This window comes from Marivibrio halodurans, assembly GCF_017963645.1.
Taxonomy (GTDB): domain Bacteria; phylum Pseudomonadota; class Alphaproteobacteria; order UBA8366; family Aestuariispiraceae; genus Marivibrio; species Marivibrio halodurans.
This window is the reverse complement of sequence record NZ_JAGMWN010000008.1, coordinates 1-21,497: the sequence shown is the minus strand read 5'-3', so window position 1 is coordinate 21,497 and position 21,497 is coordinate 1. Positions and strand designations below refer to the sequence as shown.

Below are 21,497 nucleotides of genomic sequence, written 5' to 3'. Positions count from 1 at the left end.
TCAACTCCACACACGGCAATTAAGAACGATCGCGCGCGCCGGCGCAATTCCTAAGATCATTCGCCGCGGGCACGCGGGCAAGGAGACTCTCAATCCCCCTTACCCGGATCGATCGCTCGCAAGGCACGGACGACGGGGCGTCCTTCGGGGTCGGCGGAAACTTCCGCCTCGACACGATAAACCCGCGCCAGCAGATCGGGCGTCAGCACCTCCGCCGGGCACCCCGCCGCCAGGACACGGCCCTCATGCAGGACCGCCAGCCGGTCGCAATAGCGCGCCGCCAGATCGAGATCATGCAGTGCCGCCACCACCAGACCGCCCTGCGCGCGCAACCGCCGACGCACGAGGTCGAGCACCGCGAGCCGCCAATGGAGGTCGAGGGCCGATGTCGGCTCGTCCAGCAGCAGGAGGGTCGGGTTCCGGACAAGGGCAAGCGCGAGGCCGACCAATTGCCGCTTTCCACCGGAAAGCGTGGCGAGCGGCGACAGCGCGACCGCGCCCAGCCCCAACTCGTCGAAAATCCCCTCGATTCGGGCGGCCAGTTCCGCATCCGACAGCGCCAGCCCCAGCGCGCGCGCCGTGCTCCACATCAATTCCGTCGGCATCAGGGCCGATGGCGCGGGCGGAGTCTGCGGTGCCGCCGCCACGGCGCGGCGCCACCCCTCACGGCCGTGCTCCCGCTGCGTCCGACCGTCGAGAAGAATATCGCCGGGTCCCGGCATCTCCCCCGTCAGACGGCGCATCAGGGTCGATTTACCCGAGGCGTTGGGGCCCAGAATCCCCAGCATTTCTCCATCGCGAAGCGCGGGCAGGGCCACATCGTGCAAGACGACGGCCCGCCCATAGCGCGCGCCGAGGTTGGAGACGGAGAAACGCCCGGTCATGCCCGCCTCCGCGCGCGCCACAACAGAAGCAACAGGACCGGCACGCCCACGACGGCGGTCAGAATGCCGACCGGAATGATGATCCCAGGCACCAGCGCCTTGGACAGATATGAGGCCGCCGAGAGCACCAACGCCCCGCAAAGCGCGGCGCCCGGCACCAAAAGCCGGTGATCCTCCCCGAACATCAGGCGCGCCAGATGCGGGGCGACCAGTCCGATGAAGCCGATCGCCCCGACGAAACAGACCGCGAAGGCCGCCAGGACCGAACTGCGCAGGATCACCATCGTGCGCAGGCGCGCGATGTCGATCCCCATGCTGCGGGCATGGGCCTCGCCCCCGCGCAGCAATGTCAAAAGCCAGACATGGCGCAGGCTGAAGGGCAGGATGACGGCGACGCAGGCGAACACCATCGCGACCTCCGCCCAACCCGCCTTGGTCAGGTTGCCGATGGTCCAGAAGACGATTTGCTGCACCGCCTCGGCCTCGGCCACCATGTGGAAGCCCGCCGTCAGCGCATTGCACAGGAACACTAACGCGATCCCGAACAGCACGACGGTCTCCCGCGATCCTTCCGAAACGCGCACGACCAGCAGCACGAACCCGCCGGAGGCAAGCGCGAAAAGCAGCGCCAGCGCGGGCAGGATCGCATGATCCGGCACGGCCGGGATAGACGGGGCCAGGACGATGGCGACACTGGCTCCCAGGACGGCGGCCGACGACACGCCGAGCGTGAAGGGGCTGGCGAGCGGGTTGTCGAGGATCGTCTGCGTCTCCACCCCCGCCAACCCCAGCGCGGCCCCCACCGCCAACGCGATCAGGGCGTCCGGCAGGCGCACGTCCCACAGGATGATCCGGTCCCGCAATTCAAGCGACCCCGGATCGAAAAGTCCCCGCACGATGTCCCCGAGGCCGAGCGCGGCCGGCCCCGCCGACAAATCCAGAAGGAAAACGGCGATCAAGCCCAGGGCGAGGGCGAACGCCAGATGGACCCGCCGCCGCTTTATCCGTGTGAAGCGGTTGAGAAGCGTCGCCTCGCGCTCACTCATCCGCAAGGCTCGCCGTATAGGTGCCTGAGGGCGGGAAAGGCAGGAACCGCCGGTGAATCTCATCATAGAGCGCCCGCGGATCGGCATCGGGGAAACGGTCCGGATGCAGCCACCCGGCGAATGCGTGAAGCGCCACGATATTGAAGGGCGAATTGTAGAAACCGTGCCAGATCGCATGCGCCCGGCCGTCCCGGACGGCACCGAGCGCGGCGAAGGCCGGTTGCTTCAAGTAACGGGAGAGGCTTTCGCGCGCCTGCGCGGGGCTCAGGCCATGGCCCAGCGCGACGGGGTCCTTGCCCTCGCGGAACTCCTCCGCCGTGCCGGAGGCGGTGCCGATCCAGATGTCCGGGTCCTCGACCAGCAGGAACTCCTCCGTATGCTGGGCGGTCGGCCCGGGGGCGACGGCGTCCGCGATGTTGCGCCCGCCCGCCGCCGTCACGAAGGGGCCGAGCATGCCGTCCGCCATGCCCCAGCAGCAATCGCGCCGTCCGGGATGAACCTGCAGGAAGACGCTGGGCCTGTCGATCGACCCCGTCAGGCGTTCCTCGATGCGCGCGCGTTCCGCCCGGTGGAAGGCGATATAGGAATCGGCCCGCGCCTCCGCACCCAGGAGTTTCCCCAACAGCGCGATCGAGGGCACGGTGTTGTCGATCGGATCGGCACGGAAATCGATGAAGACGACGGTCGTGCCCGCCTTTTCCAATTGCTCGATCACTTCGGCGTTGCGCGCGCCCGGGCCATGATCGCTCAACCCCAGGATCGCCAGTCGCGGCGCCAGATCGATCATCTTCTCGACCGACAGGCTGGCGGCGCTGGCCGCGCCGAACAGTGGAATTTCCCCCACATGGGGGAACCGGTCGAGCAATGCCGCCTCGAGCCCCGGATCGGTCCAACCGACGGGGCTCATCATGCCGACCAGCCCCGCCGCCGGATCGTCCGGGCGCAGCAGCGAAAGGACGGAGAGATACCGTCCCTCGCCGATCACGAAACGCTCGACCGGCCGCTCGATCGTGACCGTGCGGCCGGCGAGGTCGGTTACCGTCAAGGGTTCCGCGCGCGCGACGGCGGCCGCCCCCAGGACGACCGCCGCCAGTGCGAGCGCGAAGCGCGGGATGCGTCCCGCCAACGCCCGTATTTTCAAGGATACCCCCGGTTTCGGCTAGAACTCGGCGCGGGCCCGGAACAGGAAGGACCGGCCCTGTTCCAGCAACGGTGCCACCGTCGCGAAGTCCTGCCCGTAGGTCGCGCGATCGGCATATTCCTCGTCGAGGATATTGTTGGCCTCCGCGCGCAGCGTCAGGAAACTGGCGAACTCGGGCTCGTACTCCGTATAGAGGTTATAGACCCGGTACATCTCCTGCTTGGCGCCGCCGGCGTCCACCGTCTCGGTGTTGGTGAGGGCCGCGTCGATGGTACCGCCGACCAACACACCGATCTCGTCGAAACGGTGCGCGGCCTCGACCGCGATGATCCGGCCCAACGGGGTACCCCGATACTGTGTATTGAAGGTGCTGCCCGGCGCGCCGTTCACCTCGATCTTGCTGTCGGTATAGCTGGCCTTCACGAAGCCCGGCCCCCAATCGTATCCGGCGCCGAGTTCATAGCCACGCGTCTGGAAATCGACCGTATCGGCCGGCGAGCCCCCGAAGGTCGCGTCGCGGGCATTCTCGAATTCGCTGCGGAACACACCGGCGCTGAAGGTGAAGCCCGCGTGATCGACATCGAAGCCGGCGGTATAGTTCTCGGCCCGAACGCCCTTGATGTCGGTCGCATAGGCCCAGTTCTGGTTGAAGATATAGTTCTCCGCCAGCGCGACCCCGCCCCAAACATTCGAATAGCCGGCGCGCAGCGTCAGGAAATCGGTCGCGTCATAGGCGAGCGACCCGTTGCCGCTGAGGCCGCCGTCGTTCATTTCCGTGCCGTCGATTCCCTCGAAATTCTGGTAGTCGCCGCGCAGGCCGAAGGAAAGCCGCAAGGCCTCCAGCGGCTCCAACCGGGCCTGGGCGTAGAGGCCGTAATTGTCGACCTCCTCCTCCAGACCGCGCACCGTCGGGTCCTCGTAGCGTGCCATGTCGTTATAGAAATCCGCGCCGGCGGTGATACTGTCCGTCTCGCTGAGGTTGAAGGCGTTCTCCAGCTTGCCCGAGAGGCTGGAGGTCGTGCCGATACTGTCGAACGGCGTCGGGACCAGAACTTCCGTCGCGCTGTAGCCCAGGACCGCGCGCGGGTCCCAAAGCCCGGTCGCGTCCGGCGTGCCGTAGGTGGCGGTATAGTTGTTCCGGGTCAGGTCGTAGGTGCGCACGAGCGGATCGTTGCGGTTGGTCAGATCGCGCATATTGGCGCGATAGGGGCGCTTGGCGTTGTCGCGGACCTGCTCGGCGGAGAACTCGACGCGATGGCCGCTCGCGCTCTCATAGCCGGTCTTGGCAAGGCCGCTCAGCATCTTCGCGCTAGTACCATGAATGGTCGTGCCGTCCCCGCCCTCATAGTCGCCGCCATCGGCGCGCTTGACGAAGCCCAGCACCTCGAAGCCGCCACTCCGGCCATAGGCGGAGGTGCTGTTCGTGAAGGTTTCCCCATTGGTATCGAAGCTCATCGTCGCGAAGCCGCCGACCGACCGGCCAGGGGCCAGCACGTCATCCACATCGACGGTCTCGTAGACGATCGACCCGCCGAGCGCGCCGGGCCCCGCATCCGCCGGCGCCACGCCCGGGTCGACGCGCGCCTGCTTCAGCAGGGCGGGGTCGATCACGGTCGTTCCGTTATGGTGAAAGACCTTGTTGTTCTGACGCACGCCGTCGATGCTGACGGAGAGGTTCGTTTCCTCCACGCCGTTGACATAGACCTTCTGGCTGAGCGGGATGCCGCCGCCGACGGAGACACCGGTCTCGCCCGCGAAGACATCCTTCATGTTGGCGGGGTTGCGCCGCTCCAGCGCCTCCCGCCCGACGGTGATTGACCCGGCCCGGTCGGCCGCCCCGGCCAGGGGGTCGGAAACCGCCGCCCCCTCGACCATGATCGGCCCGAGGCTCCGCACGCCATCCTCGCTCGCCTCCCGGCGGGTCAGCACGATCGCGCCGTTATCCTCGCGCCGGAAATCGAGGCTGGTGCCGGCCAGGAGACGCATCAAGGCGGCTTCGACGCTCATCGTGCCTTGAACGCCCGGCGTCATGACATCGCGGACGAGATCGCCATGAGCCGAGACCTGGACGCCCGCCTGCTGTCCGAAGGCCGGCAGTGCGTCGGCAAGCGGCTGCGCGGCGATGTCGAAATCGATCTGCTGGCCCGATTGGGCGAGTTGGACGCCCCTGATCGCGCCGCCATCCGTGCGCACGACCTGATCCGCGGCAGCGGCGGACGCCCCCGCCCAGGTCAGTGCCGCCCCGGTCAAGGCCGCCCCGGTCAGGGTCGTCGTGATGGCAAGCGCCCGCGCCATGCCGCGCGCCCGCGTCGTCCGTCGATAAGTCATGGGCATGAAAATCCCCTCCAAAACACCAAGCCTCGGCCCGCGCGCTAATGCGTCTCAATCTCAGACCTCGCAGGAATGACGTCCGCCGATCGGGGGACATTCAAAAAAATTTGGAAATTTTCGCGGGGCCGTCCGATCACTCACCCAGGACGACCAGCGCGATCGGCGAGAGATCGAGAACGAACGCATCCTGGCCCGCGGCGATCGCGGAAACCGCGCCCGCCGGGTCGGTCAGATCGAAAACGCCCGTAACCGGCTGTTCCGACAAGGTCTCGCCGCGCACCAGGATCGTGCCCCGGTAATAATGCGCGACCTCCTCGACCAATTCCTCGACCGACAGGTCCTTCGCGACCAATCGGCCATCCACCCATGCGGCCACCTGATCGGCCGCCATGCGCCCGCGCGTCACCGACCCATCGGCCAGGCGGCGCGCCCATTCACCGGCGGAGAGCGACCATTCGCCCTGACCGGCGCGCACCGCCACCGTCCCCTCGCGCACCGCGACGGAAGCGCGCGATCCATGGTGGTGCACCTCGAAGGCCGTGCCCAGAACCCGTGTCGAGAGGCCCTCCGCCTCCACCAGGAAGGGGCGCGCGGGATCGGCTTCCACTTCCAGGAAGGCCCGCCCCTCGATCAACCGCACGGTTCGCCGCGCATCCTCGTAGGCGATATCGACGGCGCTCTCCGGGGCAAGATGCAGGAGGCTGCCGTCGGGAAGAACGATACGCCCGATCTCCGCCCGCGCCGTCGCGTGGTCCGCATCCGGAAAGGAGGTCCCCCCCGGCGCGACCAGAACGGCCGCCAGAAGCAGGCAGGCGCAGGCCGCCACGGCTGCGGCAATCCGCCCATGCCGCCGACCGCGTCCGGATCGGGCATGGGACGTGCCGGCCCGGACGCGACGCGGACGCGACGCGGCTTCCGTGGGAAGAGGCACCGGCTCCCGTTCCCCATCGGTCCCCCGGTCGCCCCATCTGTCGGCATATCGCGGCTCGACATGACCCAGCACCACATAGGCGCGCGTCATCTCCCGCCAAGCGCGGGCATTCTCCGGCGCGCGATCGCGCCATGCCTCGAATCGGGCCAGTTGCTCAGGGTCCTCCGGCGTCTCGATCAGAGCCGCCATCCATTCGGCGGCGCTTCCCGGCTCTCTCGGATCACCCGTCACCGCGGCGGTCTCCTTACGAAAAATCCGAACGGCCCCATGCGCCGACGCGCATCGGGACCCGGGCATGCATCCCTACCCGATGAATAGACGATGGAGCGGCGGCGGCGTTCAATCCTTGTCCCCCGGCCGCGCGCGCGCCAGCCTTTGCCGGCAATGATCCAGCGCCTGCACCACCAATAGATGCGCCAACCCGACCGAGATGCCCAACTCCGCCGCGATCGCCTTGAAGGGAAGACCACCGAACCGGTGCATTTCAAGCGCGAGGCGCGTGCGCTCCGGCAGTTCGGCCAGTGCCCGGTTCATCAGACGGATCTCCTCCCGCCCGACGGCTACCGCCTCGGGCGAGGCGACGGGGTCGGCGACCGCCGCGCGCTCGCCTTCCTCGCCCTGCACCTGCATCGACCGTTCCCGGCCGAGCCGCCGGTGAACGTCGAGCGACAGGTTGCGCACGATGCGATAGAGATAATTGAGCGGCTCGTCCAGCGGCCTTTCCCGCGCGGCGTCGCTGAAACGCAGATAGGCTTCCTGAACGACATCCTCCGCATGGGCGCGGTCGCCCAGGATCGCGCTGGCGTAGTTGACCAGATCGGCCCGATGCGCGCTGTACAGAGCCAGTATCGTCGGGTCGCGCGACACGCCTGGGAAATCCTCGATAGGGGACGCGTATGGGCCTCAACGCCCTTTATTGCGACTAATTCGCAGTTGCTGTCTACCTCCGAACCGCCCGTGATGCAAGATCGCCGCCCCCAAGGACAGGGCTATTCCTCCACCACCGCCGCCCTTACCGATTCCGGCGCATCACCCGCAAGGCCTTCCGTCCAGGTGAATGTCAGCGAGTCCTTCCAGGCGAAGCGTTCGAAATGATCACCCATCACCTTGCGCAAAATCTCCAGCTTCTCATCCTCCCGGGCCACGCAATAGACGTCGAGGCGCCCTTCCGTCGCGCGCAACAGACACAGGCCCGGCTCGAACGTCAGCCGGCCCGACCATTCATCGAATTCGGCCGGGATCTTATGCCCGAAATGCTTACAGAGCTGCTGGAGATAGCGGCTCGCCTTCTCCGTCTCCACGCTTCCGGTGCCGTAATACATGGATTCCATCTCCCTTTTCGTCGTCATTCCCTGCCCCGGCATAGACATCATGCGGCCCCTCTTGGGAAGCCCCCATGGCCGAATTGCCGCACGGAAGGACAGGCCGCGTCCGGGCAATGCCGGATGACCGGACGCGGCCCGGCCCTTACCCCGGCGCGCGGCGCGCCACCAGGGAGAGGGTAAGCTCGATCGCGAGCGCGACGAGCAGGCTGAGCCCCACCAAGGGGAAGAAGAGCCCGGCGGCTATGGCGATCGCGAGAACGGCTCTCGGAACGCGCCAATCCATCGGCGGGACCGGCGCGCCGAGCGACCCGGCCGGCCGGCGCTTCCACCACATGACGACGGCGGAAACCGCCATCAGCATGATCGCCACGCAGGCAAGCAGCAGCAGGATTTGATTCACCAAACCGAATTCCTGCCCCATATGGACGCTGACGCCCCATTCCGCCGCGCGGCCAAGAGCGCCTAGATCCGCGAACCCCATATCGAACAGAACGTCGCCCGTATATCGGTCGAGATGGATCACCCGCTCCTGCGAAATGTCGTCCGGATAGACGGAGGCGGTGAATACCCCCTCCGCTCCGCCGGGCATGGCGAGGGCATATCCGGGATGGATGCCCATCGCCTCGACCGTGCCGACGGCGGCATCCAGGCCGGCCGGCACCCCGTTCGCCACGTCCGCCGCCGCCTCGCCGTGCGCCCCATGCGCCCCATCCGCCGACAAGACGGACACCGGCATGGGCTGATGTTCCAATATCCAGGGCGCGCGGTCCAAGGCCTCTCCGGTCGGGACCGTGCTGGTCGGATAGTCGCCCCAATAGCCATCGGGCATGCCGAGCCCCACGGCATAGGACAGGTCGTAGAATCGCTTACCCCAGACCCCGGACCAGGGCAGGCCCGTCATCGCCAGGAACAGGATGAAGCCCGCCGTATAGACGCCCGTCACCGCGTGCAGGTCGCGCCACAACGGGCGCCCCCGCGTCCGCCGGGGACGCAGTACGCCGACCTTCCGGCCGCGCGGCCACCAGAGATAGATCCCGGTCACCGTCAGAAGCACGGCCCAGCCGGCGACACATTCGATGATCCGGTTACCCCACCAACCGACATAGTCGAGGCTGTGCAGCTTCCGGATCGTCCACATCAGGGGCGATCCCGTGAAACCGCCGTCCCATGTGCTTCCCAGGACCGCGCCGCTATAGGGATCGACATAGACGACGTTCCGCACGCCGTCCGCGCCCACGATCTTCACCTCGGCCGACCGGTCGGACGCGGCCGGCGGGTGGTAGGCCTTCAGCGTGCCGGGATGCGCGGCGAGCGCCCGCATGGCGATGTCCGAGGGCGCGAGCGGCACCGTCGCCGCCGGTTCGACCTGCCGGAGACCGCCGTAAAGACGATCGTTGATCTCGTCCTTGAAGAGATAGAGCGCGCCGGTCACGGCGAGCAGGATCATGAAGGGCAGGACGATCAGTCCCGCATAGAAATGCCAGCGCCATACGGCGCGATAGAGCGCGGAGACGGATGCCCCCGGCGCGGTGGTTGTGGTGCTCATCATCGTCATTCCATGGCAAGAGGTGCCGCCGCCCGTGGTCGGGCGCGGCATTGATGGGGTTCGGGTCGCTCACACGCCGGCAGGCGGTGGCGCTCTCGCCCGGAATGATCTGGAAAGAAACCGGCCCGCGGGCGCGCTGTCCGCCAACCGGAAATGGGGGACCGCATAGGCCACGGGGACATGCACGCTCGCGACCGATGGCATCGCCACGGCATGGAACGGCACGAACCAGGGGCACGGCACGGTGGTCGGATCGGTAGTCGGATCGGTAGTCGGATCGGTGGCGGGCGCGGATTGCCCCTGTTCCGCCGAGCGGACGAGGCCTGCCTCCGCGATCGGGATATAGACGATCTCGCTGCCCGTGCAGATCGGGATGAAGCCATCCCGCGACGGCAAGGGCAGCGTCCCCGACACGGGCCCGAGCAGCCCCAGCACCAGCGACAGCGCAAGCAGCAGGGAAAGCCCCCTGCCGCCACGCCGCCGCCGGCTGGTCCGATATGCGCGCGCGCCGATCATGGACATGCTATTGCCACGGGCGGAAACGCGCCGCACCGGAAATCGACAGCCGCGCGCATCCGCCGCATGGCGGACATGCGCCCCGAGGCCACATCCGATAATGTCACGGGCCTGATGGCCCCGATGGGCACGGGAAACGCGGGGACTTCCCATCCCCGCAGTTCAAAAGGCGTCACGACCCAGCTTCGTCTTCACAGCACCCGCCCCGAGCCGTTCCGGCGACGGCCCGTCATCGCCGTCATCGACCCAGCGCTTGTTCTCCAGGGAAATCCCGAGGACCCCCGCGGGACGACCGCCCTCATCTTGCGCGTCAAGACGGAGCGGCCTGAACAACGAGGCGCCGGCTTACGGTGAATCGCGCCAATCGATATGAGCGCGCCTAAACGGCTTCACATCGGACAGGCGTCCGGCGGCGACTTTGTTCGGCCATTCCGGATCGGCGAGCAATTGACGTCCGAGCGCGGCGAGATCGAATTCCCCGGCCGCCAACCGATCCTGTAAATCATTCAAATCGACGGGATTGGCGTTTTGGCGTGAAACGTCGTCGAGACCGATGCTGCCCACCGCGATCGTGGGCTTTCCCGTCAAACGGCGCGTCCAGGCCGCGAGTCCCTCGGGACCGGCATCGGGAAAAGCCGGTTCCCAATAGCGGCGGGTGCTCGCATGGAACAAATCGACCCCAGCCTCGGAGACCGGCTCCAACAACGCCCCCAGCATATCGGGCGAATCCGCATTCCATGCCTCGAAATCATGCCGCTTCCATTGCGAGAACCGAAACAGGATGGGAATATCCGGGCCAACCTCGCGTCGCACCGCGCGAACGACGTCGGCCGCGAACCGGCCACGCTCACGCGGGCCACCGCCATAGCGGTCCGACCGACGGTTCGTTTGCGACCAAAGAAATTGATCGATCAGATATCCGTGCGCGCCATGGACCTCGACCGCGTCGAAACCCGCGGAGACGGCGGCGCGCGAGGATTTGGCAAATGCCTCTATCGCATCGGCGATATCATTGTCGCTCATCACGTCCGGCGTAACCTCCGGCCATACCGGAACACCGGAAGGGGAAAGCACCGGCGCGTCCGGGGTGGGTCCGATCCCGATCCGCCGGAAAGCCCCAACATGCCAAAGCTGGCAAGCCATCGCGGCGCCAGCCTGATGCACGGCATCGGTCACGGCGCGCCAAGCATCCACGGCGCGTTCCCCAAGCACGACCGGAACGTCTCGTTCACCATGGCTGGACCCGAGGTCCGGCGCCACGCCTTCGGATATGATCAGACCGGCGCCGCCCTCGGCCCGGGCGCGGTAATAGGCGACGCTTTCGGATGTCGGCAACCATTCAGGCGACAGGCCGCGGGTCATCGGGGCCATGACGACGCGATTCTTCAGATGCATCGCGTTCAGCGTGAAAGGATCGAACAATTCTGCCATGACAACGCTCCGATCTCAGGTCCGTTTGACCCCATTGAAGTGACCGCATTGAACAAGATGCTGCCGGGCGCGACGCGCCGCCGTCTCAACCGAGACATGGAGGAAGTCGCGCTGACGCCCACGCATGCTATCGCCGTCCGCCGGGAGGCGACGGTTACGATCTCGTCCGTGATGTTCTCGAAGTGGGCACCGTCTTGATTGGACTTCGGCCGATGGATTTCCTGAGTGATCATAAAAGGCCGATCCATCGATTCCCACACATGTTCGCGACCCTCTTACAAGATACTCGGGCAAGGTACTCGAATCCCGACGGCAGAGTCCTGCCGCGCAAAAATCATCCCATGATCGCGCCGAAGGTCTTCCCAGTGCGGAGCAGTATCCAGCGGAACTCTTTTTTGGCAAGTCTCGACGCCGGAGCGATAAAGAAGGGGATTGTCGTCGTGTCGCTCGCGCACGGATGGAGCCGTCCCGGTTCATCTCCGTCTGGAAAGCATCGCCGCGGCCACCTCCGGCGGATACGGACACCCGTTTGCGCCATGGGCGTTTCCGTTCCACCGCGATTATCGCTGGACGAACGAAACGGGGCGGGACAACTCCTCCGACGGAGTGGTCGAGGGTTCAGTCCATTCCGGGAGGGACGGCCGGCCCGGGAGGGATGGCCGATCCAGGAGGGATGGCTGGGGCGGCAGGATTCGAACCTGCGCATGGCGGTACCAAAAACCGCTGCCTTACCGCTTGGCTACGCCCCAATCGCGGATCGCCGCGTGGAATGCCGCGCACTCTATGGGATCGCTTCCGGGGCCGCAAGATCGTGACATCCTGCCCGTGGTCGATTCAGCATTCGGGCCAATCTTCGGGTCAGGTTTCCGGTCAGGCGCCGGGATAGAGCCCCGGCGGCAGTCCGCCCGCGTCGCCCCCGGTCTCGGTGCCGCATTCGGCTTCCAGCCGGTCGAGCAGCGCCGGAAGATCCGCCGCCGTCATGCCGAGAAGAAAATCGCCGCCGGGCGCGAGACGCATCGCCGGGCCCTTCAGGCATTTGTTGAGGCAATGGATGCGCGCCAGCCCGCAGCGGATGCCGCGCGCGGCGATTTCGCGTTCCAGGGTCGCCGCCAGGCTTTCCGAACCGCGATCGCCGCCGCAGCAGGGTTTGTTCGCGCCGCCGACCGGATTGACGCAGACCAGGAGTCGCCTGGGCGAGCGATCGTTGGCATCGCCGCCGGTCACGGCGCCGCCTCCCCCCGGCCGATATCCCCCCGGCCCAACCCCAACGGCCCACCGTCCGGTTCGACCCCGGAAAGAAGCCGGCCGGCCGCGATCCACCAGCCGGGCTCCGCCGCGCGAAGGATATCGGCCGCGCGCCCCGCCGCGGCGCGGTCCCGGAACAGGGCGAAGCACGTCGCGCCGCTGCCCGAAAGGGCGGCATAGGCCACGCCCGGCAGGATCTCCAAGGCCTGCATGACGCGGCGGATCGCGGGCGTCACGCGGCAGGCGGCCTCGCTCAGATCATTGCCGATCGGCGATATGGCCGCGACCAGATCGTCGAGGGTGGGACCAAGCGGCGCGCAATGGTCCCGGCGCACGCCTTCCCCGTCCGGCGCGAACGTCGGAGCGTCGAGCGCGGCGAAGACCGCGCCGGTCGGTGTCGCCACGCCCGGATTGGCGAGCAGGACGCCCGGCGCCGGATCACGGGCGATCGGCCCGGCGGGTGTTACGACCTCTCCGATCCCCTCCATCCGGGCGGGCCGACCCGTCAAGCAAACCGGCACGTCCGCGCCGAGCGCGAGCGCGAGCCGGGCCAGCCCGCCGGGGTCCGGCGCGATTCTCCACAGACGCGACAACAGGCGCAAGGCGGCCGCCGCATCGGCCGAACCGCCGCCGATCCCGCTCGCGACCGGCAGATGCTTCTCCAGACGCAAGGCCGCCCCGGCAGGTAGGCCCGTCTCCCCCTGCCCCATCTTCATCTTCAATGCCCGGGCCGCGCGCATGACCAGATTGTCGTCGGTCGGCAAATCGGCGAGCGCGCCCGCCGCCGGCCCGTCGATCGCGAGCGTCAGCGCATCGGCGGGCGCCACGCTTACCCGGTCGCCGATATCGGCGAACGCGACCAGAGAGGACAATTCATGATACCCGTCGGCCCGCCGTCCGAGGATACGAAGGGTGAGGTTGAGCTTCGCCGCGGCGAAGTCGTGCATCGCCGCCCCGGTCAATTGGCCTCGGCGCCATCCGATTCGGCGCCCACCCCGGATTCCGGGTCGGTCTCCAAGCCGCTGTCGAGCTTGTCGTCGATGGTCTCCACCAATTCCTCGTCGGGATCGAGGCTGAGCGCGCGGTCCCATTGGAAGCGTGCCTCCAACCGGCGCCCGACACGCCAATAGGCGTCGCCCAGATGATCATTGATGACCGGGTCCTGAGGGCGAAGTTGGACCGCGCGTTCCAGATGGCGCACGGCCTCCTCGTAATTGCCGAGCTTGTACTGAACCCATCCCAGGCTATCGACGATATAGCCGTCGTTCTGACGCTGCGCGACCGCGTCTCGGATCATCTCCTTGGCGCGATCGATGTTCATGCCCTTATCGACCCAGCTATAGCCGAGATAGTTGAGGACGTACGGGTCGCCCGGCTTCAGGTCCAACGCCTTGAGGAAGGCGTCCTCCGCCTCGGGCCAGCGGTCGGTGCGTTCCAGCGTGATGCCGCGATAATAGAGAACGAGCCAATGTTCCGGCCGGATCGTCTCGATCCGGTCGAGGACGCGGGCATAGACGTCCGCCCCCTCGTCGAACCGTTCGCGCAGGCGCATCAGATAGCCGAGCTTCATCAGCGCGTCGATATCGTCCGGGCGCGTCGTCGCCATCCGTTCCAGATGCGCCGCCGCCTCGGCATCGCGGTCGAGTTCGATCAGATTATCCGCGACCGCGAGCTGCGCCGACCAGGCATAGTCGGAGCTTTCCGGCACCATCCTGAGTTCCTCGATCGCCTCCGCGTGACGCCCCCGGGATTCCAGGATTTCCGACACGAGTAGACGGGAAAGCTCCATCCCCGGATCGAGGAAGACGGCGAGCCGGCCATAGCCGAGCGCGATGCCCTCCGCCTGCCGCTGAACGCTGGAGGCGAGGTGATAGAGCCCCTCGGCGACACCCGCCGCCGGGCCGACGACGAGATCCTCCAGCGTCCCATCGGCCTCCAGCGCGGCGATATCGCGCTCGATGATCGTGACGCCGGGATTCGCGCCGTCGTAGTCACGCATCATGGCGAGAACTTCCGCCGCCGGGGCGCCGTTCGCCAGACGAACACGGGCATAGGCGCGCACCATGCGTACCGGCATGCGCGCCACCGCCTCGGCACGCGCGGCGGCCTCGCCCTCTCCGCCCATATCCGAACCGGCGGCATCGTCCCCCCCATTCGTCTGGGCGCCGTCGGTCGGGGCCTCATCGGTCGGCGAGGAATCCGGCCCGACCGAGTCCGGCCCAACCGAGTCCGGCATGACCGGCGTCAGGGTCCGCAGTGCCGCATCGAGACGTCCCGCCTGCTTCTGGATCAATCCGGTATGCAGCGCCAGTAATGGACCGAAACCGCTATCGGCATCGATCTCCGACAGCGCCTCGATCGCGGCGTCCGTCTCGCCCGCGGCGGCGCGCGCCCAGGCCGCGAAGATCGGCGCGGCATAGCGCGACAGCCCCGTCCGCTCCGCCGCATCGGCGAGGCGCGCGGCCTCGGCATAGTCGCCACGTTTCAACGCGTCCGCGCTCTCGATCAAGGTGGCGAGCCCCATGCCGATGGGGCTTTGCGAATCGATCTTCCGGGCCAGTTCGACCGCGCGCTCGAAACGCCCGGCATTCACATTGGCCAGAAAGGCCCGGCGGATCAGGCGCGGGTCCTCCGGATTCTCTTCCAGCACCCGGTCCAGCAACGTCGCCGCCGCGCCGAAATCGCTCATCCCCTCGGCATGCCGGCCGGCGAGATAGGCGCCGTAACCACTATCCCCGACGGCCCCGGTAAGCTCCGACACGCTCTGGCCCGTGGCGTCGGCGACCTTGATCATCGCCGGCACGGCGCCACCGACGTTCCGCTCGAAAGCCAGCGCCCGCTCCACCGGACCCGACCCGGCGCACGCCGCCATGGCGGCCAGAACGGCGACGCTCATTCCAAGCTTTCGGATCATTCGGCGGCTCCCATCGCGCTGTCGGATTGGTCGTGCGTTTCCATCGCCTCCAACCATATAGCCCAACCATATAGCAAGGAAACGCGCGGTAGAAAGCCCGTAGCGACGGCGTCTTCCGGCCGGCAGCCGGCGGATCGCGACACGCACAGCTCCCCATGATCGGCGGCGCCTCCGCCCCGACCACGATTCACGCCATCGGATCGGAACCGTCCGGTCCCTTACATGTTGGCGTAGACCGGCCCCTCGCCGCCCTGAGGCGTGACCCAGTGGATGTTCTGGGCCGGGTCCTTGATGTCGCACGTCTTGCAGTGGATGCAGTTCTGCGCGTTGATCTGGAAGGCAGGCGCGCCGGAATCGTCCCGTACCACCTCATAGACGCCGGCCGGGCAATAGCGCTGCGCCGGCTCGTCGAATTCCGGCAGGTTCCGCTCGATCGGTACCGACGCGTCCTTGAGGGTCAGGTGGCAGGGCTGATCCTCCTCGTGATTGGTATTGGTGAAGGACACGTTGGTCAGCCGGTCGAAGCTGAGCACGCCGTCCGGCTTCGGATAGTCGATCTTCTCGCACTGGGCGGCGGGTTTCAGAACCGCGTGGTCGGGCCCGTGATGCTTCAACGTCCAGGGCGCCTTGCCCCGCAGGATGACGGTATCCAGCGCGGAATAGGCGATCGCGGCGAACAACCCCCATTTGAAGGCCGGGCGCACGTTGCGGACCTTATAAAGCTCGTCCCAGACCCAGCTCTTCTTCATCGCCTCCTCGAAGGCGACGACCTCGCGCGGGGAGTCCGCCCCCTCCTCCGCGGGCTTCAACGCGGCGAACAGCGTTTCGGCCGCGACCATGCCGGACTTCATCGCGGTGTGCGTGCCCTTGATCTTCGGCACGTTGAGGAAACCGGCCTCGCACCCGACCAGCACGCCGCCCGGGAAGGTCAGTTTCGGCACCGATTGCCAGCCGCCCTCGTTGAGCGCACGGGCGCCATAGGACAGGCGACGCCCGCCTTCCAGCACCTTGGCGATCTCCGGATGATGCTTGAAGCGCTGGAATTCCATATAGGGATAGAGGTAGGGATTCTCGTAATCCAACCCGATCACATAGCCGACCGAGACCAGGTTGCCCTCCAGGTGATAAAGGAAGGAACCGCCATAGGTCTTGCTGTCCATCGGCCAGCCGCAGGTATGAACGATCGAACCGGGCTTGGATTTCTCCGGCGAAACCTCCCACAACTCCTTCATGCCGATGCCGTAGGTCTGGAACCGGCCTTCCTCGCGAAGTTGGAAGCGCCGAAGCAATTCCTTGCCGAGATGACCGCGACAGCCTTCCGCGAAGACGGTCTGGGCCGCATGCAACTCCATACCCGGCTGATACATCGGGCCTTTCTCGCCATCCTTGGTGACGCCCATGTCGCCGGTCGCGACACCCTTCACCGAGCCGTCGTCGTGATAGAGCACCTCGGCCGCCGCGAAGCCCGGATAGATCTCGACGCCCAGGGCCTCCGCCTGCTCCCCCAGCCAGCGGCAGAGATTACCGAGCGAGATGATGTAATTACCGTGATTCTGCATCTGTGGCGGGGTCGGCAGCTTCAGCGAGCCCTTCTCCGTCAGATAGAGAAACGTGTCCTCCTTCGCCGGCGTGTCGAGCGGCGCGCCGTCCTCGATCGCGTTCGGCAGCAATTCGAACAGCGAGCGCGGCTCCAGCACGGCGCCGGATAGAATGTGCGCGCCGACCTCGCCCGCCTTTTCCAGGACGCACACGGCGATCTCCCGACCCGTCTCCTGTTCGAGCTGCTTCAGCCGGATCGCTGTCGCCAGTCCGGCGGGACCGGCGCCGACGATGACGACGTCATATTCCATGCTTTCGCGTTCGGCGGACTCGCTCATCTCGATACTTCCCCGATAATCCCGGATGATCCCTTGTCTCTATCCAGCCCACGTTCTAGACGAACCCGGATGCGGTTCCAAGATGCGCCGTGCTAGGCTTGTGTTCGCGCACCACCCTATAGACCGAGCCGAACGCGACAATGACCGGCGACGACCAGAACATGCGGGAAAGCGACGTGGCATCCTTCGATGCGCCCCCCCTGACGGGGGCGGCGCGGGAGGCGGCGCTCTCCATGCTCGCCTGGCAGATCGCGATGGGCGCGGACGAAGCGACGGGAACCGCCCCCCTCGACCGTTTCGCGGCGAGCGAGGCCGCGGCCGCCGCCCGCCGACGCCCCGCGGCGGCGACGCCCGCGCCCCATCCCTCCCCGCCACCATCCAAGGCGCCCGCTTCCCCAAGGACGCCCTCCCCCACGGCGCGGGGGCAAACGTCGGAGGACGCTCCCCTTGGCGCCGCCGAGGCGGCGGCCCTTGGAAACCGCGCGGCCGGCGCTTGCGGAACGCTGGAGGAATTGCGCGCGGCCCTTGAATCCTTCGACGGCTGTCCACTCAAGCAAACGGCGACGAACCTCGTTTTCGGCGACGGCAACCCCGCCGCCGACGTGATGCTGATCGGCGAGGCGCCGGGACGCGACGAGGACATGCAGGGCAAGCCCTTCGTCGGCGTTTCCGGCCAATTGCTCGACCGCATGATGGGTTTCATCGGCTTGAACCGGGAGCGGTTCTACATCACCAACGTGCTCTATTGGCGGCCGCCGGGGAACCGGACGCCGACCGACGCGGAGGTCGCCGCCTGCCGCCCCTTCATCGCGCGGCACATCCAACTCGTCCGGCCGAAGATCCTGCTGCTCGTCGGGGGAAAGTCGGCTAAATCGCTCCTCGGCACCGAACAGGGAATCACCAAGTTGCGCGGCCGGTGGTTCGACTATGACGCGGGCGGAGAGGTCGGAACGCTTCCGGCCCTGGCGACCTTCCATCCGGCCTATCTGCTGCGCAGCCCGGCGATGAAGCGCCTTGCCTGGCGCGATCTCTTGTCACTGCAGCGCCGAATGCGGGACCTGGATCTGATCGACGGGGATACGGCGGACACACCGAACGGCTGACATATCGCGGCGCCCGCTTCCGGCAAGGAAAAGCCTGGCCGGAACAGCCTGCCCCCCCGAACAGCCTGCCCTCAAGAATCCGCCCAATCGCCCCCTTCCGGCACCAACGGGATAGGCGCGTCCAGCCCACATTCCCCCCGATCGATCTTGGAACGACCCGGGGCCGCTTGTATAAGCGCGGGCTTTCACCTAAATTTGTGGCGGTTTTTTGGCTCGTGCATGAAGGCATTTTGCCGTTTCGCGCACTGGCCGAAATACGAGATTTGAGGGGACAAGTTTCAGTGCCTTCCATTCGTTCCGGCTTCGTCGCCGCGCGGTCCCGCCGCGTGCTGGCCGTTAGGGGCGCGCGCGTGGCGTTGCGCCTGGGCGCGGTCGCCGCCATCGGTCTATTCCTGGCCACGGCCACGGAACCGAGGCCGGCCGTCGCCGACGACCTCTCCAACCGGTTCGAGATCGATCCGCCCCAGACCGAGAGCGCCGCCCTGCTTCCCGGCCGTTTCACGAACGGCGAGCGCGCCGAAGGGACCGCGAGCGGCCATGCCAAGCTTCCCGATATTCTGGGCGACGAGGACAGGACGCGCTACGCCCGAATCTTCGACTTGCAGAATGCCGGCCGGATGCAGGAGGCCGATCGACTGATCGCCACCCTGGACGACGATCTGCTGATGGGGCATGTGCTGTTCCAGCGCTATATGCACCCCACCGCTTGGCGGTCCACCTATCTGGAACTCAAGGGCTGGATGGCCGAGTATGCCGACCACCCGGGGGCGCAACGGATTTACCGCCTCGCCCTCAAGCGTCGGCCGCCCAACTACAAATGGCCGGAGAAGCCGCGCTCCGTCTCGTTACCGGGGATAGAGCGTATCGGCATTCCGGAGATGCCCGAGGGGCAGGCGGCGCGCCGCCTGACGGGACCGGACCCACTCGCCGGGAAGTCGGGCTGGGAACGCGGCCAAATCCGCAAGGCGCAATATCAGATCCGCCGTTGGGTGCAGCGCGGATCGGTCACCCATTCGCTGGACTATCTGGATCAGCCGAAGTACCGGGACCTCTTCACGCCGGCCGCCTTCGCCGAAAGCCTCGGCGTGGTCGCGCGCGGCTATTTCCGCTACCACAAGGACGCGGAGGCGATCGCGGTGGCGGAGCGCGCGGAAAGCCTTTCCCCCGACGGGGCCGCGCTGGCCCAATGGTGGGGCGGTCTCGCGGCATGGCGCGCCGGGAAATATGAAACCGCCTTCGATCTGTTCTCGGGTCTTGCCCACTCGCCCTCGGCGGCGCGATGGGACCGGGCGGCGGGCGGCTATTGGGCGGCGCGCGCGGCGCTCGTCGGCGGCATGCCGGAACAGGTCAACCCGATGCTGAGCCACGCGGCCGAGGTTCCGCGAAGCTTCTATGGGCTGCTCGCCACGCGGTCGCTCGGCAAGCAACCGGCGCTGGATTTCTCGCTACCCGCCCTGGGCAAGGACGAGGTGGAGTTGCTGACACGCATCCCGGCCGCGCGGCGCGCGATCGCGCTGATCGAGGTCGGCCAGACCGAGCGCGCCGACGGGGAGCTTCGCCGCTTCACCGATGCGCTGCCGCCGGCGATGGCCAACACATTGCTGGCCTTCGCGGACGCGGCCGGGCTCGCCGACCTGGCCTATCGCGTCGGCCGCGACATGGCGGAAGCCGACGGGGCATGGCTGGACGCCGCGCTCTATCCGCTGCCGGGATGGCGGCCGATGGACGGGTTCAGCGTGGATCGCGCGCTGATCTACGCTTTCGTGCGGCAGGAAAGCCGGTTCCGCGCCCGCGCCAAGAGCTACGCCGGGGCACGCGGCCTGATGCAGCTCATGCCGGCGACCGCCGGATGGGTGGCGGGAGAACGCTATCGCGGCGTCAAGCGCGCGGCGCTCTATGAGCCGTCGCTGAACCTTTCGCTCGGCCAGCGCTATATCCGCATGCTGATGGGCGATCCCTCCATCGAGGGCAATCTGTTCTATGCCGCCGCCGCCTATAACGCGGGACCCGGTAATCTCAACAAATGGCGCGAGCGTATCGACTATGACGGCGATCCGCTGCTTTTCATCGAGAGCCTGCCCTCGCGCGAGACGCGCGACTATGTCGAGCATGTCATGGCCAATCTCTGGGTCTACCGGCACCGGCTGGGCCAGGCCTCGCCGACCCTCGACGCCTTGATCGGCGGCGCCTGGCCGATCTATATGACTCTCGACGATGCCGAGGTGGCGGAGCAGGCGATCGCCGTGGAATGAACGATCGCGCCCGCCCGCCCCGTCCGCCCGATCTTTCGACCGAGGAAGGTTCCGCGTTCCATGGCGATTGACCAGAGCCGCCCCTTCAAGCCGGTCCATATCGCGATCCTGACCGTCTCCGACACGCGTGATCTGGCGAACGACCGGTCGGGCGAAACGCTGGTCGACCGGCTGCGCGCCGACGGCCATGTCCTCGCCGACCGGGCCATCGTGAAGGACGACGCCGATGCGATCGTCGCCAAGCTAGAACATTGGATCGCGGACACGGGCGTCGATTGCGTCATCACCACCGGCGGCACCGGCCTGACCGGCCGCGACGTGACGCCGGAGGCGTTCCAGCGCGTCGCGGAGAAGGAGATTCCGGGCTTCGGCGAATATTTCCGCTGGATTTCCGCGGCCAAGATCGGCCCCTCCACGATCCAGAGCCGCGCCATGGCCGTCCTCGCCGGCGGCACCTATCTCTTCGCCCTGCCCGGCTCCACCGGTGCCTGCAAGGACGGCTGGGACGAGATTCTGCATCACCAGCTCGACATCCGCTTCCGCCCCTGCAATTTCGTGGAACTGATGCCGCGCCTGCGGGAGCGATAGGCCGGCCGGCACGGACCGGGTAAGCATCCCCGGAAGCGCGAGGGGACGGCATTGAATTGCACAGGCGCGCATCTCGCCCGATATGATGGCGTGTGAAGAGAGGAAGCGTGCCATGAGATCGTTGCGCTGGATCACGCATGATGCCGTCAGTTGGGCGGCGGGCGATGCATGCAAGGATCACCCGACCGCCAGTCGGGTTGCGACCCTTGCCGGCATGGTCGCCATGCTTCTCTGTATCCTCCTCGGCGTCACGACCTACATTCTTTAAGCGACCCGAGGCCTCAAGACGTCCCCCTTTATGGATGGCCCGCCCCTCCCGCCGACATCTGTTTAAGATGTCGGTATCCAAAGAAGGAAGGAGCGAGCC

The 21,497-nt window shown here is 67.0% G+C and carries 18 protein-coding genes and 1 tRNA gene; 4 read left to right on the top strand and 15 right to left on the bottom strand.

Translation table 11 applies throughout. The features are described 5' to 3' along the window. Window positions 1-89: 89 nt before the first annotated feature. The 15 genes from KAJ83_RS15435 to KAJ83_RS15365 form a co-directional block, all read right to left on the bottom strand. Window positions 90-884: an ABC transporter ATP-binding protein gene (locus KAJ83_RS15435; protein ID WP_210683002.1), complete on the bottom strand. Its 795-nt coding sequence runs from the start codon at window positions 882-884 to the stop codon at window positions 90-92. Then, complete coding sequence (locus KAJ83_RS15430) at window positions 881-1,930, bottom strand: FecCD family ABC transporter permease (RefSeq protein WP_210683001.1); 1,050 nt, start codon at window positions 1,928-1,930, stop codon at window positions 881-883. Before KAJ83_RS15430 ends, KAJ83_RS15435 begins: the two co-directional genes overlap by 4 nt. After that, the gene (locus tag KAJ83_RS15425) at window positions 1,923-3,056 is read right to left on the bottom strand and encodes an ABC transporter substrate-binding protein (RefSeq protein ID WP_246484695.1); all 1,134 of its coding nucleotides are present in this window, start codon (window positions 3,054-3,056) and stop codon (window positions 1,923-1,925) included. Before KAJ83_RS15425 ends, KAJ83_RS15430 begins: the two co-directional genes overlap by 8 nt. A gap of 33 nt (window positions 3,057-3,089) precedes the next feature. Continuing rightward, entirely contained in the window at window positions 3,090-5,405 is a 2,316-nt protein-coding gene (locus KAJ83_RS15420) for a TonB-dependent receptor (RefSeq protein WP_246484694.1), read from the bottom strand. A 130-nt stretch (window positions 5,406-5,535) separates the two neighbouring features. After that, window positions 5,536-6,564 carry a FecR family protein gene (locus KAJ83_RS15415; protein WP_210683000.1) on the bottom strand — a complete coding sequence of 343 codons (1,029 nt, stop codon included), beginning with the start codon at window positions 6,562-6,564 and terminating at the stop codon, window positions 5,536-5,538. Window positions 6,565-6,672: 108 nt separating this feature from the next. Continuing rightward, window positions 6,673-7,200, bottom strand: coding sequence for a sigma-70 family RNA polymerase sigma factor (locus tag KAJ83_RS15410; RefSeq protein WP_210682999.1), 528 nt, complete (start codon window positions 7,198-7,200; stop codon window positions 6,673-6,675). A gap of 122 nt (window positions 7,201-7,322) precedes the next feature. Continuing rightward, window positions 7,323-7,682, bottom strand: a complete 360-nt coding sequence (locus KAJ83_RS15405) for a DUF2218 domain-containing protein (RefSeq protein ID WP_210682998.1) — start codon at window positions 7,680-7,682, stop codon at window positions 7,323-7,325. A gap of 118 nt (window positions 7,683-7,800) precedes the next feature. Further along, window positions 7,801-9,207: a PepSY-associated TM helix domain-containing protein gene (locus KAJ83_RS15400; RefSeq protein WP_246484692.1), complete on the bottom strand. Its 1,407-nt coding sequence runs from the start codon at window positions 9,205-9,207 to the stop codon at window positions 7,801-7,803. Between the two features lie 66 nt (window positions 9,208-9,273). Continuing rightward, window positions 9,274-9,726, bottom strand: a complete 453-nt coding sequence (locus KAJ83_RS15395) for a hypothetical protein (RefSeq protein WP_210682997.1) — start codon at window positions 9,724-9,726, stop codon at window positions 9,274-9,276. 339 nt (window positions 9,727-10,065) lie between these two features. Further along, on the bottom strand, window positions 10,066-11,151 hold the full coding sequence (locus KAJ83_RS15390; protein WP_210682996.1) for an oxidoreductase: 1,086 nt from the start codon (window positions 11,149-11,151) through the stop codon (window positions 10,066-10,068). A 674-nt stretch (window positions 11,152-11,825) separates the two neighbouring features. Then, window positions 11,826-11,900 (bottom strand) — tRNA-Gln (locus KAJ83_RS15385). Between the two features lie 121 nt (window positions 11,901-12,021). Beyond that, window positions 12,022-12,375, bottom strand: coding sequence for a (2Fe-2S) ferredoxin domain-containing protein (locus tag KAJ83_RS15380; protein WP_210682995.1), 354 nt, complete (start codon window positions 12,373-12,375; stop codon window positions 12,022-12,024). Beyond that, window positions 12,372-13,343 (bottom strand): 4-(cytidine 5'-diphospho)-2-C-methyl-D-erythritol kinase, encoded by a 972-nt coding sequence (locus tag KAJ83_RS15375; protein WP_210682994.1) that lies wholly within the window; start codon window positions 13,341-13,343, stop codon window positions 12,372-12,374. The genes KAJ83_RS15380 and KAJ83_RS15375 overlap by 4 nt, the downstream gene beginning before the upstream one ends. Before the next feature lie 11 nt (window positions 13,344-13,354). Next, window positions 13,355-15,310, bottom strand: coding sequence for a tetratricopeptide repeat protein (locus tag KAJ83_RS15370; RefSeq protein ID WP_210682993.1), 1,956 nt, complete (start codon window positions 15,308-15,310; stop codon window positions 13,355-13,357). Between the two features lie 218 nt (window positions 15,311-15,528). After that, window positions 15,529-17,187 (bottom strand): electron transfer flavoprotein-ubiquinone oxidoreductase, encoded by a 1,659-nt coding sequence (locus KAJ83_RS15365; protein WP_210682992.1) that lies wholly within the window; start codon window positions 17,185-17,187, stop codon window positions 15,529-15,531. Window positions 17,188-17,327: 140 nt separating this feature from the next. Here KAJ83_RS15365 and KAJ83_RS15360 point away from each other — a divergent pair, with 140 nt between their 5' ends. From KAJ83_RS15360 to KAJ83_RS15345, 4 genes are all read left to right on the top strand, one after another. Next, window positions 17,328-18,290, top strand: coding sequence for a uracil-DNA glycosylase (locus KAJ83_RS15360; RefSeq protein WP_246484691.1), 963 nt, complete (start codon window positions 17,328-17,330; stop codon window positions 18,288-18,290). Window positions 18,291-18,571: 281 nt separating this feature from the next. Continuing rightward, window positions 18,572-20,542 (top strand): lytic transglycosylase domain-containing protein, encoded by a 1,971-nt coding sequence (locus KAJ83_RS19695; RefSeq protein ID WP_210682991.1) that lies wholly within the window; start codon window positions 18,572-18,574, stop codon window positions 20,540-20,542. A 60-nt stretch (window positions 20,543-20,602) separates the two neighbouring features. Continuing rightward, window positions 20,603-21,130 carry a molybdenum cofactor biosynthesis protein B gene (gene moaB / locus KAJ83_RS15350; RefSeq protein WP_210682990.1) on the top strand — a complete coding sequence of 176 codons (528 nt, stop codon included), beginning with the start codon at window positions 20,603-20,605 and terminating at the stop codon, window positions 21,128-21,130. 112 nt (window positions 21,131-21,242) lie between these two features. Beyond that, window positions 21,243-21,398, top strand: coding sequence for a hypothetical protein (locus tag KAJ83_RS15345; RefSeq protein ID WP_210682989.1), 156 nt, complete (start codon window positions 21,243-21,245; stop codon window positions 21,396-21,398). Window positions 21,399-21,497: the final 99 nt, after the last annotated feature.